Below are 15,467 nucleotides of genomic sequence, written 5' to 3'. Positions count from 1 at the left end.
CGCAGCGACCACGCCGACAACGGAAAGGACGGTCATCCGATGCGATTTCTGCACACCGCCGACTGGCAGCTCGGCATGACCCGGCACTTTCTCAGCGGCGAGGCCCAGCCCCGGTATTCGGCCGCCCGGCGCGGCGCGGTCACCGCACTGGGCCCCCTCGCCGCCGAGACCGGCGCCGAGTTCGTGGTCGTCGCCGGGGACGTCTTCGAGCACAACCAGCTCGCCCCGCGGGAGGTCAGCCAGTCGCTCGAGGCGATGCGCGGTATCGGGGTGCCGGTGTACCTGCTGCCCGGCAACCACGATCCGCTCGACGCGGCGTCGGTCTACACCAGTGCGCTGTTCACCGCCGAGCGCCCGGACAACGTGATCGTCCTCGACCGGCCGGGCGTCCACCAGGTGCGCCCGGGGCTGGAGCTGGTCGCGGCGCCGTGGTCGTCGAAGTTCCCGACCACCGATCTGGTCGCCCAGGTGCTCGACGGTCTGCCCGGCGACGGGGTGACGCGCATCGTGGTCGGGCACGGCGCGGTCGACATCCTGGTGCCGGACAAGGACCGGGCGTCGCTGATCGGGCTGGCTGCGCTGGAGGCGGCGCTGGATCGCGGCGCGGTGCACTATGTCGCGTTGGGCGACAAGCATTCTGTGTTCGAGGTGGGTTCCTCAGGGCGGGTGTGGTATTCCGGTGCGCCGGAGGTGACGAACTTCGACGACGTCGAACCGGATCCGGGCAACGTGCTGGTCGTCGACATCGACGAGTCCGACGCCGGCAGGCCCGTGCGGGTCGATCCGCGCCGGGTCGGCACCTGGCGGTTCCTGTCGATGCGCCACAGCGTGGACACCAGCCGCGACGTCGCCGACCTCGACATCAATCTCGACCTGATGCCAGACAAAGAACGCACGGTGATCCGGCTCGGGCTGACGGGATCGCTGACCGTCACCGACAAAGCGGCCCTGGATGTCTGCCTGGACCGCTACGCCCGGGTGTTCGCCGCGCTGGTGCCGTGGGACAGGCAGACCGACATCGCGGTGATGCCCGCCGACGGGGAGTTCGACGACCTGGGCATCGGAGGATTCGCCGCCTCCGCGGTCGACGAACTGGTCGCCACCGCGCGCACCTCGGGAGAGGACGCCGAGGACGCACGCGCGGCGCTGGCCCTTCTGTTGCGCCTGACCGAGGGGGGAGCGGCGTGAAGCTGCACCGGTTGACGCTGACCAACTACCGCGGAATCACCCACCGCGACATCAGCTTTCCCGACAGTGGTGTCATCGTCGTCAGCGGTGCGAACGAGATCGGCAAATCGTCGATGCTCGAGGCGCTGGACCTGCTGCTGGAATCGAAGGACCGGTCCACCAAGAAGGACGTCAAGCAGGTCAAGCCCACTCACGCCGATGTCGGCGCCGAGGTGACGGCCGAGATCTCCACGGGTCCTTATCGTTTCGTCTACCGGAAACGCTTTCACAAGAAGCCCGAGACGGAACTGACCGTGCTCGCGCCGCGGCGTGAACAGCTCACCGGCGACGACGCGCACGACCGGGTGCGCGCGATCCTCGCCGAGACCGTCGACCTCGACCTGTGGCAGGCGCAGCGGGTCATCCAGTCGGCGTCGACGTCGGCGACCGATCTGTCCGGCTGCAACGCGCTGTCGCGGGCCCTGGACGTGGTCGCCGGCCAGGTCGACGAGACGCCTGTCGCCGGGGCCGGCCCGGTCGACGCGTTGCTGGTGGACCGGATCGACGAGGAGTACCGCCGCTACTTCACCGCGACCGGGCGGGCCACCGGTGAATGGCTGGCCGCCACCACCCGGTTGCGCAGCGCCGACGAGGAGGTCGCCCGGTGCGCCGCGGCGATCGCCGAGGTCGACGACGCCGTCCGCCGGCATGCGACGCTCACCGGCGACCTGGCCGCGTTGGCTTCCGCCAAATCCGCTGCCGCGGCTGAACTCACGGCAGCGCGCACCGCAGCCGAGGCGATCGCCGTCCTGACCGGTGAGCTCGCACAGGCCAGGGTGCGTGCGGGGGCGGCGGACTCCACGCATGCCGCATCGCTGGCGGCCCTCACCGAGCGGCGGCGGACGCGCGCCGAGATCGACGAGCGCACCGCGGCCGTCACCCGCCTGCAGCAGGAGGCGGAGACCGCCGCCGACGACGCCGACACCGCGCGCGAGATGCGAGTGGCCGCCGACGAGACGGCCCAGCAGGCCCGGACGCTGCTCGAGGCCTGCAAGCAGCGCGTCGACGCGGCGCACGCCGCAGTGGCCCTGCTGGCCGACCGCGAGGACGCCGATCGCCTCGCCGCGCGGATCGCCATCATCGAGCGTCATCAGCGCGAACTCGACTCCACCACAAGGGATCTCGCGAATATCACGCTCACCGCCGAGCTGATGTCGACCATCGAGAAGGCGGCGGCCGCGGTCGACCGGGCCACCTCGGCCGTCGACCTGACCTCGGCCCGTATCGAGATGATCGCGGCCGCCGACGTGGACGTCGCGGTCGACGGCGAGGCGGTGACCCTGCAGACCGGCCAGAGCTGGTCGGCGGCGGTGACCGGCGCGACGGAACTCGACCTCCCAGGCGGCCTGACGGTGCGCGTGGTGGCCGGCGCCACCGCCACCAGCACCCAGGCGGCACTGGACCGCGCGACCGAGACGCTGGGCGCCGTACTGCGTGAAGCCGGGGTGCCCGACCTCGACGCCGCCCGGGCGCTCGACGCCCGCCGGCAGGAACTGCAGGCGGCGGGCAAGCAGGTGCGGGCGATCCTGGGAGCCCTGTCCGCCGAGGATTCACTCGAGGCGCTGCGGGCCCGGCTTGCCGACGTGCGGAGCCGGCTCCCGGCCGAGGACGGCCTGTTCGACGCCACCACCGCCGCGGTGCAGGACCCCGCCGCGCAGCGGCGGGAGCTCCTCGAGGCCACCGCGGCCCACCAGCAGGCTCTCCTCGACTGCCAGACCCACACCAAGGTCGCCGAAGCCGCCGCCACGCTGGTGGCCGAACGCGAACTACGGGCCGCGCGCATCACCGAGAAGCTCGCCGTCGTGGCCGAGGAACTCGCCGCCGCGGGGCGCCGGCTGGCCGAGGCCCGCGCCACGGTGAGCGATGATCAGCTGGCCATCGCGGCTCAGGCTGACGCCGACGCGGCGACCGCCGCCGCGGCAGAGGTCGCCCGGCTCACCGAGGAACTGGCCGGCCACGCCCCGCAGGAGGTCGCCACCCGCCTCGACGAGGCGCAACGCGCGGCCACGAGCGCCGCCGCCCGCCACGACGAGGCGGCCGAAGCCCTGCGCGAGGTCGCCGCGCAGCTGAAGGTGTTCGGCACGGAAGGCCGCAAGGGCCGTCTCGATGCCGCCGAGACCGAACGCGAACGGGCCCGCGCCGACTACGGGCGGGTGCAGCGCCGGGCCCGCGCCGCGCAGCTGCTGCGGACCGTGATGGGCCGGCACCGCGACGCCATGCGGTCCCGCTACGTCGATCCGTTCCGCACCGAGGTGGAACGGTTGGGCCGCATCGTGTTCGGCGAGACCTTCGAGGTCGACGTGGACAGTGAGCTCCGCATCGGCCAGCGCACCCTGTCCGGGCGCACGGTGCCCTACGAATCGCTGTCCGGCGGCGCCAAGGAACAGCTGGGCATCGTGGCCCGGCTGGCCGGGGCCGCGCTGGTCGCCAAGGAGGACAGCGTGCCGGTGGTGATCGACGACGCGCTCGGCTTCACCGACGCCGAGCGGTTGACCCGGATGGCCGAGGTGTTCGACGCAGTGGCCGGCGACGGGCAGGTGATCATCCTGACCTGCAGCCCGCAGCGCTACGCGGGGGTGCAGACCGCGCGCCACATCGAACTGGCCTCGTAGCCGCGCGGCTAGACTTCGCGGTCGTGGATGCCGACTACGTGGTGGTGGGGACGGGTTCGGCCGGTGCGGTGGTGGCCAACCGGCTCAGTGCCGATCCCTCCGTCCGGGTGGTGGTCCTCGAGGCCGGCAAGCGGGACCGCGACCCCTTCGTGCACATCCCGGCCGGCTTCTCGAAGCTGATGCGCGGTCCGCTGGACTGGGACTACCTGACCGAACCGCAGCAGGGCCTGGCCGGCAGGCGGGTGTACTGGCCGCGGGGCAAGATGCTCGGCGGGTCGTCGTCGATGAACGCGATGATGTGGGTGCCCGGCTTCGCCGCCGACTACGACGCCTGGGGCGAGCAGGCCGGCCCGTCATGGGATTTCGCCCACCTCGAACCCTATCTGCGCCAGGTGGAGTCCGGTCCGCTCGTCATCTCCGAGCAGCGCAGCCCGCGCGCCTCGACCGCCGCGTGGCTGACCGCTGTGCGGGAGTGCGGCCACCGTGTCGAGGAGCCGACGTCAGCTCAGCCGCAAGGCTTTTGCCAGACCAGGGTCACGCAGCGGCGCGGCGCGCGGTGGAGCAGTGCCGACGCCTACCTGAAACCCGTCCGCAAGCGCAAGAACCTGACCGTACTCACCGAGGCGACCGCGAGGCGGGTGGTGTTCGCGGGGGACCGCGCGATCGGGGTCGAGTTCGACCACAAGGGCGGCCGCACCGTGGTCACGGCCCGGCGCGAGGTCGTGCTCTGCGCCGGGGCGATCAACACCCCGCAGTTGCTGATGCTCTCGGGCGTCGGCGACCACGGCCAGCTCGCCCGCCACGGCATCACCACCGTCGCCCATCGACCGGCGGTCGGTGCGAACCTGCTCGACCATCTCGTCGTCCCGCTGGGCTTCGACGTGCCGTACGACACCTTGTTCGCGGCGGAGAAGCCACTCGAGTTGCTCAACTATCTGGTGCGCCGTCGCGGCATGCTCACCTCCAACGTGGGGGAGGCGTACGGCTTCGTCAAGAGCAGACCCGAGCTGGAGCTGCCCGACCTCGAGCTGATCTTCGCGCCCGCACCGTTTTTCGACGAGGCCATCGGCGATCCCTACCTCAACCACGCCGTCGTCATGGGCCCGATTCTGCTCACCCCGGCCAGCAGCGGCGTGATCGCGCTGCGCTCGGCGGACCCGTACGACAAGCCGCTGATCGACCCCCGCTATCTGACCGACCCGGCCGGCGCCGATCGCGAGGCGCTGATGGCGGGCCTGCGGATGTGCGCCGACATCGCGAGGTCGCCGGCGCTGCGCGGCACCATCGGCCGGATCGCCCGTCCGCTGGACGCGACCGAACTCGACGACGACACCTTGGCTCGTGCGCTGGAGACGGTGTCGCACACCCTGTATCACCCCGTGGGCACCTGCCGGATGGGCACCGACGACGCCAGCGTCGTCGACCCGGAGCTGCGGGTACGCGGCGTGCGAGCCCTGCGGATCGCCGACGCGTCGGTGATGCCGACGCTCATCCGCGGCCACACCCACGCGCCGACGACGGTCGTCGGTGAGAAGGCCGCCGATCTGATCCGCTCAGCTCACTGACTGCAACCGCTGCGGCGCGTCGAAGCTCACCGGTCCCAGGCCGAGATGGTCGCGCAGCGTGTTCCCGGTGTACTCGGTGCGGAACAGCCCGCGCCGCTGCAGCTCCGGGACCACCGCGTCGACGAAATCGTTGAAGGTGCCCGGAGTCTGGGCCGCCGACACCATGAACCCGTCGGCCTCGCCGGCCCGGAACGACTCCTCGATCTGGTCGGCGACCTGGCTCGCGGTGCCGACGAACTGCGGAAGCAGCACCCCCTGGGCGTACCAGTTCCCGATGTCGCGCAACGTGAGGTTGTCCCGGTTGGCGACCCGACGGGCGGTGTCGAACAGCCCCTGGGTGCCGCCCACGGTGACATCCTCGACCGGGGCGTCGAGGTCGTAGACCGAGAAGTCGTGGTCGGTGTGCACCGACAGCGTGATCAGCCCGGAGATCGGGTCGGCGAGTTCGTTGTGCAACGCCTGCTTCTCCCGGGCGATCGATTCGGTCTCCCCGATGAAGGGGATGAACGCCGGGAAGATCAGCACCCGGTCGGGGTCGCGGCCGACGTCGGAGGCGCGGGACTTGATGTCGTCGTAGTAGGCGCGCCGGCCCTCCGGCGTCGGGTCGATCTCGAAGATCGCCTCGGCCCACCGCGCGGCGAAGTCCCTGCCCGTCGCGGACGATCCGGCCTGGATCAGCACCGGACGGCCCTGCGGCGAGTGCGGCACGTTCAAGGGACCGCGGGTGCGGAAGTACTCGCCGTCGTGGTCCACGCGCCGGATGCGCGCCGGGTCGGCGAACACGCCGGACTCCTTGTCCAGCACCAGCGCGTCGGGATCCCAGCTGGACCACAGTTCCAGTGCGGTGCGCACGAATTCGTCGGCGCGCTGGTAGCGGTACTCATGGGCGAGATGATCGTCGTGCCCGAAGTTCTGCGCCTCACTCTGCGTCAGCGAGGTCACGATGTTCCAGGCCACCCGGCCCGCGGTGATGTGGTCCAGGCTCGCGAAGATCCGCGCCAACTCGTACGGGTGGAAGTAGGTGGCCGACTTGGTGATCGCGACCCCGAGCTTGGAGGTGACCGCCCCGATGCTGGCCGCCACGATCGAGGGGTCCAGGGTCGCGGTGGCCTGCGTTCCGCGCCGCAGCGGTTCGGTGATGTCGTCGCCGTAGCGCACCGGCGCGGCCAGCAGGTCGGCGAAGAACACGAAGTCGAACTTGCCGCGTTCCAGGATGCGTCCGATCCGGTGGTAGTAGTCGGGCGTGGTGAAGCGGGTGTCGCTGGCGGGATGACGCCAGGCGGCGTGGGAGTGGGTGACCTGTGAGGCGATCTGGAATCCGCCCAGGTGCGCGCTCACCGCGACCCAGCACGCCGAAATCGCGATCAGAAGTAGGCGTTGGCGGGCAGGGCGGTGCCGTGCAGGAGGTTCTGGCCGATCGCGCGCGCCTTGAGGCCCACGGGATTGTGCAGCGTGATGGTGCGGATGTTGCGCCAGTGCCGGTCGAGGTTGCGTGTCCTGCTCGACGCGCTCGCCCCGCCCAGCTCGAGCAGTCGGGTCGCCGCTTCGGGCGCCACCGCGTCGAGGTGGACCTTGACCTTGGCGACTTTGAGCTGCGCCTCGGTCGCCAGGTCGGCGTCGGGCACCCCGGTGGCGGCTTGTGAGTCGGTGGCGGCGCCGATGGCAGCGGCGGCGTCGAGCACGGCGGCGCGGGCGATGAACGCGGTGCTCGCGATCTCGCCGAGCTGGCGCTGCAGCAGCGGATCCTCGGTGGGCCGTTCGGTGACGGCGTGGCTGAAACTGCGCTCCCGGGAGCGCAACAGTGCCACGCCGTCGTCGACCACCGACTCGAGGATCCCGGCGACCACGGCGTGGATGAACAGCTGCAGCGACGCGTACTGCACCGTCGGCTCCGGTTCGGCGTCGTACGGCGAGTCGCTCAGCACCTCGTCGGTGGCCACCGCCACCTCGTTGAACACCGTGGTGCCGGTACCCGTGCGGCGCTGCCCGAAGCCGTCCCAGTCGTCGATCAGCCGCACCCCGGCCCGGTCGGCGGGCACCACGACGGTGGCCACCGAGTCGTGGTCGGTGGTGGCCGCGACGGTCAGGTAGTCGGAGAACAGGGTTCCGGTGCTGTAGAACTTCTCCCCGTCGAGGCGGTAGCCGCCGTCGGCGGGCAGCAACCGGGTGTTGAACACCAGGCTGCCGACCGCGTTGGCGCCCTTCTCGCTGAACGCGTTGCCGAACGTCTTGCCCTCGGCCACCTTGGCCAGCNCGAGATCGAGGATCTTGTTGCCCCGCGCGATCCGGGGCAGATCCGAGCCGTTGCGGATCTCGCCGCCGTCGCGTTCGAACTCGACCAGGAACTCCTTGGCCAGCCACGCCTGCGAGGTGGGCTCGTCAGCCGTGCGCAACCTCTCCTCGACGAACCAGAAGTGGGTTCGGAAGATGTGTGCCACAATCGGATCCGCGCGTGCGACGTCGATTATCGTGGAGAACAATTGCGGCACAGTCAATCCCGGCCCACCGAAGCGTTCAGGCAGGCGCAGCGCACCGAAGCCGGCCCGCTTCAGCGCGATCACCTGGTCAAAAGGGTTCTCGTCGTTGCGATCTCGATCGCTGGCACCGGCGCCGATCTCGGCGAGCAGCGCCGCGAACTCGGCGGAATCGGGAAGCAGTGCGTGTGCGTGGTCCACAGAGGTCATGGAGTCAATGTGTACCGGCGGGCCGCGGCGCAGCGCACGTCTTTGGATCAGCCCGAACCGAACCGGTGCCGGTGTGACCGACCTGCGGGAACGGGGCACAATGGGGCGCGATGACGATGAACGCCAAGCGTCGCCGGGCGCACGCCAAGCTCGCCGCGCTGCCGGGGGTCCGGCCGGTGCGCCGGCCGTTCGGCACCGGTGCGGCCACCGGCGGCGACGACGAGTTCGACGTCTACTACGTGCGGACCGGCCGCAAGTCCGCCCACCCGCTGCTGCTCATCCCGGGTGGGCCCGGCGCCGCCTCGGTCGCGCTGTACCGGGCGTTCCGGCGGCGCGCCGCGGTCGCCGGCCTCGACGTGATCATGGTCGAGCACCGCGGGGTCGGCCTGTCCCGGCACGACGACCGGGGCGCCGACCTGCCGCCGGAGGCGTTGACCGTGCGGGCCGTGGTGGACGACCTCGCCGCCGTGCTCGACGACGCCCAGGTCGACAAGGCGATCGTCTACGGCGCGTCCTACGGCACCTACCTGGCCGCCGGATTGGGTGTCTCCCATCCGGCGCGGGTGCACGCCATGGTGCTGGACTCGCCGTTGCTGTCGTGTGCCGACATCGCCGAGGTACGGGCCCAGACCCGCCGGGTGCTGTGGGACGGGACTGTGCCCGGAACCGCGGACCTGGCCGCCAAGGTGCGCCGGCTGGTCGGCGAGGGCGTGGTCACCTCCAAGGACGTCCAGCTGATCGGCGACATGTACGGCGTCGCCGGGCCGGAGGTGCTGTGCCGGCAGCTGAACCTGCTGCTGGCCGGTCACGACTGGCTGTGGGCGGCGGTCGGATTCGGGGCGCGGAACCTGCTCGAACGCAAGACCCCGTACCAGCACGAGCCCGACCTGGTCGAACGCATCGCATACCGCGAGTTGAACTACGGCGCCGAACCCGACGGCAAGCCCCTGGATCCGGCGATCGCCCTGCGTGAAATGGCGAGTGGTGACGTCGAATTCGAGGCCGAACCCTATGACCTGGTGTCGGCCATGCCGGACTTCAGCTGGCCCACCGCGGTGCTGTCCGGAGGTCGCGACCTCACCACACCACCGGCGGTCGCGCACCAGGTTGCCGACCTGATTCCCGACGCGGTACTCGTCGATCTGCCGACGGCCGGGCACAGCATGCTCGACACTCGCGAACACGCGGCGCTGCAGGTGTGCCGGGCCGTCGTCGCCGGAAAGATCCACCAACTACCCTCGCGCGCCGCCGAACTCGACCGGCTGCAGGCCAATCTCAGCGTGCGGCTGCTGGTGGCCGCGATCCGGCTGGCCGCCATGGCGGAGGGCAAGGTGCCCGATGCGGTGCCGCGGGTGGTGCGCCAGGTCAGTCCTTCATGAACCCGACGGCCGTGTAGTTGATGTCGCCGATGCCGGCCGGACCGTAGTTGGCGAGCGTGCTCTTCACCGCGACGTTGCCCGGGGCCTGGAACAGCGGCAGGCTGAACACCTCCTGCCAGAGCATCGTGTCGAGCTCGTTGGCCAGTGTGCGGGCCTTGGCCGCGTCCAGCTCGGAGAGAGTCTGCTCGATCTTCGCGTCGATCTCCGGGGTGCCGATCTTGCCGTAGTTGCTCTCGCCCTGCGACGCGTAGATCTGGCTCAGGCCGGACAACGGAAAAGCATCGCCACCCCAGGCGAATTGGACGACATCGAAGTTGCCGGGCGTGACGAAGTCGGGGAACAGCTTGCCGCCGGCGGCGGGGACCAGCTGCAGATCGACACCGATCTGTGCCAGGTTGTTCTGCGCAATCGTCGCGATCTGACGCGTGCTCTGGCCGTCGTAGAACACGTTGCGCACGGTGAGCCTGCGGCCGTCCTTTTCCCGGAACTGGCCGTTGAGTCGCCAGCCCAGGGCATCGAGTTCCCGCTTGGCCCCTTCGGGATCGAAGCCGATCGCGTTGTCCTGGTAGCCCTCCTGGCCTGCCACGTAGATGTGGTTGTTCAGCGGCACCGGCTTGTCGACGAGGCCGTTCTGGGCGACGTTGACGATGGCCTGCCGGTCGATGCCCTTGGCGATCGCCATCCGCAGCGCCGGGTCGGCGAGGATCGATCCCGGTGCGCCGTTGAAGGTCAGGTGGTACCAGCTCGCCGAGGGCGCCCGCCGGATCGCGATGCCGGGCGTGCGGCGGGCGATGGTCAGCTCGTCGAGGGATGCGACGCCGGTGGCGTCGAGCGCGTTGTTCTGCAGGGCGGGGATGCGGGCCGCGTCGTCGAGCACGCTGTAGGTGACCGTGTTCAGCAGCGGGGGCGTTCCCCACCACTTCGGATTGCGCGTCAACGCGATCCGCTGCGCCGCCCGGTCGACGTTGCCGACCATGAACGGCCCCGCCGAGGGCGGGGGAGCATCGCGGAACCCGGTGTTGAACGCCTCGGGTGTACCGGTCAGTTCCTTGGGGAACAGCATGCCGTTGCCGGCGAACATGCCCTTCCAGTCCGCGTAGTGCTTGGCGAACGTGACGACCGCCTGCCGATCGTCGACACCCTTGGTCACCGAGGCGACGCGCTCACTCCCGTTGGGCGCGGCGAAGAGGAACCTCTTGTCCTTGCCGCTGGTCGCATTGATCTGGGCGGCGATGTCCTCCCAGGTGACGGGCCTGCCGTTGGTCCACACCGCCTTCGGGTTGATGGTGTAGGTGACGACCTGCGGGTCGGTGCTCGTCAGCTCGACATTGGTGAAGAAGTCGCTGTTGACGGTCATCTGCCCGTCGGGCTTGATGAAGAAGGCGCGCGGCAGCGTCCAGCGGTACATCGAACCGATCTCGCCGAGGTTGCCGTCGATGTGCAGGTTGTTGAAGTTCGCCGGGAAACCGGTCAGGGCGAGTCGGAGATTCCCGCCCTGCTGCAGTGTCGTGGGGTCCTGCGGGTTGATGTCGGCGGTCGCGCCGAGTTCGGCATTGCCACCCGCGGACGGGACCGGCTGCGACGAGCCGGAACAGCCCGTCAGGACCAGGGCCGCGGTCAGCCCGACGGCGAGCAGTCGCAGAAGCAGGGTCATGCGGACAGACTCTAACGGGGATCGGGCTGCGGCCGGGGGACTGCCGCGAGCAACCGCCGCGTGTACTCGTCGCGAGGGTCGCCGAACACCGACTCGCTGCTGCCCTGTTCGACGATGCGGCCCCGGTGCATCACCGCGACGTCGTGGGCCAGGTGCTTGACCACCGACAGGTCGTGGGAGACGAACAGGTAGGCCAGGCCGAACCGGTCCTGCAGGTCGAGCAGCAGATTGATGATGCCGGCCTGGATCGACACGTCCAGCGCCGACACCGGCTCGTCGAGCGCCAGGATCTTCGGCTGCAGCGCCAGCGCCCGGGCGATGCCGATGCGCTGCTTCTGCCCGCCGGAGAACTCCGCCGGGTAGCGGCCGGCGTCCTCGCGGCGCAGGCCCACGAGCGTCAGCAACTCGGCGACCCGCTCGTCGATGGCAGCTTTGTCGGATCCCCTGGCCTGCAGGGGTTCTGCCAGGACATCGAAGACCGGCAGGCGCGGGTCCAGCGATGCGACCGGATCCTGGAACACCACCTGCAGGTCGCCGCGCAGGGCCCGGCGGCCGGCACGGTCGAGCGTCGCGACGTCGGCGCCGAGCACCTCGATGCTGCCCTGCTGCGGCGCGGCCAGTCCCAGGATCTGGTGCAGCGTCGTCGATTTGCCTGATCCGGACTCGCCGACGATGCCCAGCGTCCGGCCCTGCCGCAGCGTCAGGTCGACACCGTCGACCGCACGGACCTCGCCGACCTTGCGGCGCAACACCACACCCTTGGTCAGCGGGAAGGTCTTGACCAGGTCGCGCACCGCGAGCACGACGGGCCGCTCACCGCTGTCCGCGGCGGCCGGTGCCGGTGCGGTCGAGACGCTGAAGATGTCGGCCGCGCTGCGACCGGCGACGTCCGCGTGCCGGATGCACGCGACCCGGTGGTCGGGCCCGACGGCTTCCAGCGCCGGCTCGGCGGTGCTGCATTCTTCGACGGCCAACGGGCAGCGCGGTGTGAACGGACAGCCTGCGGGCAGCGCCGCCAGCGACGGGGGAGCGCCCGGGATCGGCACCAGCCGCGCGCCCTGCGGCGCGTCGAGGCGCGGGACCGAGCCGAGAAGGCCTGCGGTGTAGGGCATTCGGCGCTCAGTGTAGAGGTCGGCGACGGGTGCCGTCTCGACGGCCCGGCCCGCGTACATCACGAGTGCCCTGTCGGCGAACTCCGCGACGACGCCGAGGTCGTGGGTGATGATCAGCACCCCCGCGCCGGTCACGTCGCGGGCGGTGCGCAGCACGTCGAGGATCTGGGCCTGCACGGTGACGTCCAGCGCGGTGGTCGGTTCGTCGCAGATCAGCAGGTCGGGATCGTTGGCGATCGCGATGGCGATCACCACCCGTTGGCGTTCCCCGCCGGAGAGCTCGTGCGGGAACGCCCGGGCCCGCTGCGCGGGCTGGGAGATGCCGACCAGCTCCAGCAGTTCGACCGCACGGGCGCGGGCGGCGCTGCGACTCACGTCGCGGCGATGGATGCGGATCGCCTCGGCGATCTGGTCACCCACCGTGTAGACCGGCGTCAGCGACGACATCGGATCCTGGAAGACGGTGCCGATCTTCGCGCCGCGCACCCGCGACATTTCGGCGTCGGACCCGGTGAGCAGTTCCTGACCGTGCAGCCGCACCGACCCGGACACCTCGGCGTATTCGGGCAGCAGCCCGACGACGGCCATCGCGCCCGCCGACTTGCCCGCGCCGGATTCGCCGACCAGGGCGACCACCTCGCCGGAGTCGACGTCGTAGTCCAGGCCCCGCACCGCGGCCACCCGTTCGGTGTCGGTGGGGAACGTGACGGTCAGCCCGCGCACCTCGAGCAGGCTCATCGGCGTGCCCCGCGCCGCCGGGCCGGCCGCACCCCCGGGTCGAGCGCGTCGCGCAGCGCGTCCCCGATCAGGTTGGCGCACAGCACGATCAGCACCAGTACGCCGGCGGGGAACAGGAACACCCACGGGAACGTCGTCACCGAACCCGTGCCTGCCGCGATCAGCGTGCCCAGTGACACGTCGGGCGGCTGCACCCCGAAACCGAGGAAGCTGAGCCCGGTTTCGGCGAGGATCGCGACCCCGACGTTCAGCGTGGTGTCGATGATCAGGATGGACGCCACGTTCGGCACGATGTGGCGGGCGATGATCCGCCGGTTGCTCACGCCCATATAGCGTGCGGCGGCGACGAATTCGCGGTCGCGCAGGCTCATCGTCAACCCGCGGACCATGCGCGAGCTGATCATCCAGCTGAACGCGGCCAGCAGCACAATGAGCCAGACCACGGTGCCGCTGCCCCGCGTGCTCGGGGTGACGATCGCGATCAGGATGAAGCCCGGCACGACGAGCAGCAGGTCGACGAACCACATCAGCACGGTGTCGCGCCAGCCGCCGAAGTATCCGGCGACGGCGCCCACCGTCGCGGCGACCAGCGTGGACATCACTGCCACGCAGACACCGATGATCAGCGATTTCTGCATCCCGCGCAGGGTCTGGGCGAGCAGGTCCTGACCCAGCGCGTTGGTGCCGAACCAGTGCTGGGGCGACGGCGGCTGCTGCAGCGCGTAGTAGTCGAGGTCGGTGTAGGAGTAGGGCAGCAGCGGCGGCAGCGCCCAGCAGCCGACGAACAGGACGACCAGCACCACCATCGACACCATCGCCGGCCGGTTCGCGCGGAAGCGACGCCACACCAGCGTGCGTCGGGTCACGAATTGCGGTGCGGTCACGAGACACGCACCCGCGGATCGAGGGCGGCGTAGATGACGTCCGACAGCAGCCCGCCGAGCAGGATCGTGGTGCCGGAGAACACCGTGAACGCGACGACGATGTTGGTGTCCTGGGCCGAGATGCCCTGCACGAACCACTCGCCCATGCCGTGCCAGCCGAAGATCTTCTCGACGAACACCGCGCCGGTGACCAGACCGCTGATGCCGTAGGCGAACAGCGTGGCCATCGGGATCAGAGCGGTGCGCAGCCCGTGCTTGAACAGTGCCTGACGACGGGTCAGCCCCTTGGCCCGCGCGGTCCGGATGAAGTCCTGCCCGAGCACGTCGAGCATCGCGTTGCGCTGATAGCGGCTGAAGCCGGCGATCGAGGCCAGGGCCAGCGTGGCGGTCGGCAGCACCAGGTGCTGGAGCCGGTCGACGAACTGGTTCCATCCGCCGCCGACCGCATCCGACGACGTCTCGCCGGTGTATTCGAACAGCTGCACGCCGAGCACCGAGTTGACCTTCAGCGCGCCGAGGATGAGCAGGTTGGCGACCACGAACGTGGGGGCGCTGATCACCAGCAGCGAGAGCACCGTGATCACGCGGTCGGACAGTCGGTACTGCCGGACCGCCCCCCAGGCGCCGACCACGACGCCGATGATCGTGCCCAGCACCGAGCCGATCACGACGAGCCGCAGGCTCACCCCGACGCGCCGCCACAGCTCGTCGGTGATCGGTTGGCCGGCGACCGTGGTGCCGAAGTCGCCGCGCACCGCGCCGGAGACCCACTGCGCGTACCGCAGCGGAATCGGCTGATCCAGACCGAGTTCGGCGGCCTTGGCGTCGATCACCGCCTGGGGCGGGCGCGGGTTGCGCTCCAGCAGGCTGTCGAGGGGGGGGAAGGTCAGCGACGTCAGGCTGAACGCCAGGAACGACGCGAGCCCCAGCAGCACCAGATAGTTCAGCAGCCGACGCGCGAGAAAGCGGGTCATCCGGCGGGTCCGCCTCGGCGCTGCATGCGCACAGGGTAGGAGATGTGACCGCCGGTCAGCGCGTCGACGCCCGTCAGCGCGGCGCGGCGGCCCCCAGCGGACCCATGCCGGGAGCCTCCCGCGGGTCCAAGATCTCGGTGATCCGGACAGCGGCGCCCTGGCGCACCGCCCGGATCGTCACCTGGTCGTCGACGGCCGGGGCGCGCAGCCCGGCGTCGATCGTGTACTGCTGACTGAAGCCGTCGGCGCTGCGCACCGTCACCGATCCCGGCGACACCGCCGTCACCGTGCCGGTCTGGATCTCCAACGTGCTGAACCCGCCCTCGGTGGCCGGCACCACGAACTCGCCGTGCAGCGCCGGACCCCGGGTCTCACCGGGCCCGCCCTGACCGTCCGGCGGTCCACCCGGCGGCGGGAACCCGGGCGGCCCGAACGCATGGCTGCCCATCGGGCCCGCACCGTGGGCCGACTGCCCGGTCGCCGCGTAGATCGCGGCGCCGCCGAGGCCGGCGATCACCGCCGCGATACCCACCGCCACCGCGGTCTCCCGTGCTCCCCACCGGCGCGGTTCCGGCTGCGGGGCGCCCCAGACGGCATCGTCGAACGTCACGTGATCAGCACTCATGCCACCACGATGA

11 protein-coding genes and 1 pseudogene are annotated in these 15,467 nt (G+C 70.6%); 4 read left to right on the top strand and 8 right to left on the bottom strand.

What is annotated here, in order from left to right; genetic code table 11:
* Positions 1-39: 39 nt before the first annotated feature.
* Genes MCHUDSM44219_RS11360 through MCHUDSM44219_RS11350 form a run of 3 tightly spaced genes read left to right on the top strand, consistent with a single transcriptional unit; the run spans position 40 to position 5,404 of the window.
* On the top strand, positions 40-1,188 hold the full coding sequence (locus MCHUDSM44219_RS11360; RefSeq protein WP_048418341.1) for a metallophosphoesterase family protein: 1,149 nt from the start codon (positions 40-42) through the stop codon (positions 1,186-1,188).
* Complete coding sequence (locus MCHUDSM44219_RS11355; RefSeq protein WP_048418340.1) at positions 1,185-3,839, top strand: AAA family ATPase; 2,655 nt, start codon at positions 1,185-1,187, stop codon at positions 3,837-3,839. Before MCHUDSM44219_RS11360 ends, MCHUDSM44219_RS11355 begins: the two co-directional genes overlap by 4 nt.
* Before the next feature lie 23 nt (positions 3,840-3,862).
* Positions 3,863-5,404, top strand: a complete 1,542-nt coding sequence (locus MCHUDSM44219_RS11350) for a GMC family oxidoreductase (protein ID WP_048418339.1) — start codon at positions 3,863-3,865, stop codon at positions 5,402-5,404.
* Here MCHUDSM44219_RS11350 and MCHUDSM44219_RS11345 read toward each other — a convergent pair.
* The 3 genes and pseudogenes from MCHUDSM44219_RS11345 to MCHUDSM44219_RS30935 all read right to left on the bottom strand — a co-directional run.
* On the bottom strand, positions 5,393-6,742 hold the full coding sequence (locus MCHUDSM44219_RS11345) for an LLM class flavin-dependent oxidoreductase (RefSeq protein WP_048418338.1): 1,350 nt from the start codon (positions 6,740-6,742) through the stop codon (positions 5,393-5,395). The genes MCHUDSM44219_RS11350 and MCHUDSM44219_RS11345 overlap by 12 nt on opposite strands.
* 26 nt (positions 6,743-6,768) lie before the next feature.
* A pseudogene (locus tag MCHUDSM44219_RS11340) lies at positions 6,769-7,657 on the bottom strand (acyl-CoA dehydrogenase family protein); the annotation flags it as partial.
* Position 7,658: 1 nt separating this feature from the next.
* On the bottom strand, positions 7,659-8,088 hold a 430-nt coding region (locus MCHUDSM44219_RS30935), incomplete at its 3' end, for an acyl-CoA dehydrogenase family protein (protein WP_330218621.1).
* Positions 8,089-8,198: 110 nt separating this feature from the next.
* Between MCHUDSM44219_RS30935 and MCHUDSM44219_RS11335 the strand changes: the two genes are divergently transcribed.
* Positions 8,199-9,467: an alpha/beta fold hydrolase gene (locus MCHUDSM44219_RS11335; protein WP_048418336.1), complete on the top strand. Its 1,269-nt coding sequence runs from the start codon at positions 8,199-8,201 to the stop codon at positions 9,465-9,467.
* On the opposite strand, the gene MCHUDSM44219_RS11330 is transcribed toward MCHUDSM44219_RS11335, so the two are convergent.
* From MCHUDSM44219_RS11330 to MCHUDSM44219_RS11310, 5 genes are all read right to left on the bottom strand, one after another.
* Positions 9,454-11,121: an oligopeptide ABC transporter substrate-binding protein OppA gene (locus MCHUDSM44219_RS11330; protein WP_048418335.1), complete on the bottom strand. Its 1,668-nt coding sequence runs from the start codon at positions 11,119-11,121 to the stop codon at positions 9,454-9,456. The genes MCHUDSM44219_RS11335 and MCHUDSM44219_RS11330 overlap by 14 nt on opposite strands.
* A gap of 11 nt (positions 11,122-11,132) precedes the next feature.
* Entirely contained in the window at positions 11,133-12,971 is a 1,839-nt protein-coding gene (locus tag MCHUDSM44219_RS11325; RefSeq protein ID WP_048418334.1) for an oligopeptide ABC transporter ATP-binding protein OppD, read from the bottom strand.
* Positions 12,968-13,855, bottom strand: a complete 888-nt coding sequence (locus MCHUDSM44219_RS11320) for an oligopeptide ABC transporter permease OppC (protein ID WP_048418333.1) — start codon at positions 13,853-13,855, stop codon at positions 12,968-12,970. Before MCHUDSM44219_RS11320 ends, MCHUDSM44219_RS11325 begins: the two co-directional genes overlap by 4 nt.
* Positions 13,852-14,829: an oligopeptide ABC transporter permease OppB gene (locus tag MCHUDSM44219_RS11315; RefSeq protein WP_048418332.1), complete on the bottom strand. Its 978-nt coding sequence runs from the start codon at positions 14,827-14,829 to the stop codon at positions 13,852-13,854. The genes MCHUDSM44219_RS11320 and MCHUDSM44219_RS11315 overlap by 4 nt, the downstream gene beginning before the upstream one ends.
* A gap of 73 nt (positions 14,830-14,902) precedes the next feature.
* Positions 14,903-15,454 carry a hypothetical protein gene (locus MCHUDSM44219_RS11310; RefSeq protein WP_236695428.1) on the bottom strand — a complete coding sequence of 184 codons (552 nt, stop codon included), beginning with the start codon at positions 15,452-15,454 and terminating at the stop codon, positions 14,903-14,905.
* Positions 15,455-15,467: the final 13 nt, after the last annotated feature.

The sequence above is a fragment of the Mycolicibacterium chubuense genome, from assembly GCF_001044255.1.
In the GTDB taxonomy this organism is placed as follows: Bacteria; Actinomycetota; Actinomycetes; order Mycobacteriales; family Mycobacteriaceae; genus Mycobacterium; species Mycobacterium chubuense.
This window is presented reverse-complemented; position numbering and strand designations above follow the sequence as displayed.

Bases quoted from the DNA above. Each gene is read 5' to 3' on its own strand.
- MCHUDSM44219_RS11310 (WP_236695428.1), bottom strand. From the start codon at position 15,454: ATGAGTGCTGATCACGTGACGTTCGACGATGCCGTCTGGGGCGCCCCG.
- MCHUDSM44219_RS11335 (WP_048418336.1), top strand. From the start codon at position 8,199: ATGACGATGAACGCCAAGCGTCGCCGGGCGCACGCCAAGCTCGCCGCG.
- MCHUDSM44219_RS11330 (WP_048418335.1), bottom strand. From the start codon at position 11,121: ATGACCCTGCTTCTGCGACTGCTCGCCGTCGGGCTGACCGCGGCCCTG.
- MCHUDSM44219_RS11325 (WP_048418334.1), bottom strand. From the start codon at position 12,971: ATGAGCCTGCTCGAGGTGCGCGGGCTGACCGTCACGTTCCCCACCGAC.
- MCHUDSM44219_RS11315 (WP_048418332.1), bottom strand. From the start codon at position 14,829: ATGACCCGCTTTCTCGCGCGTCGGCTGCTGAACTATCTGGTGCTGCTG.
- MCHUDSM44219_RS11360 (WP_048418341.1), top strand. From the start codon at position 40: ATGCGATTTCTGCACACCGCCGACTGGCAGCTCGGCATGACCCGGCAC.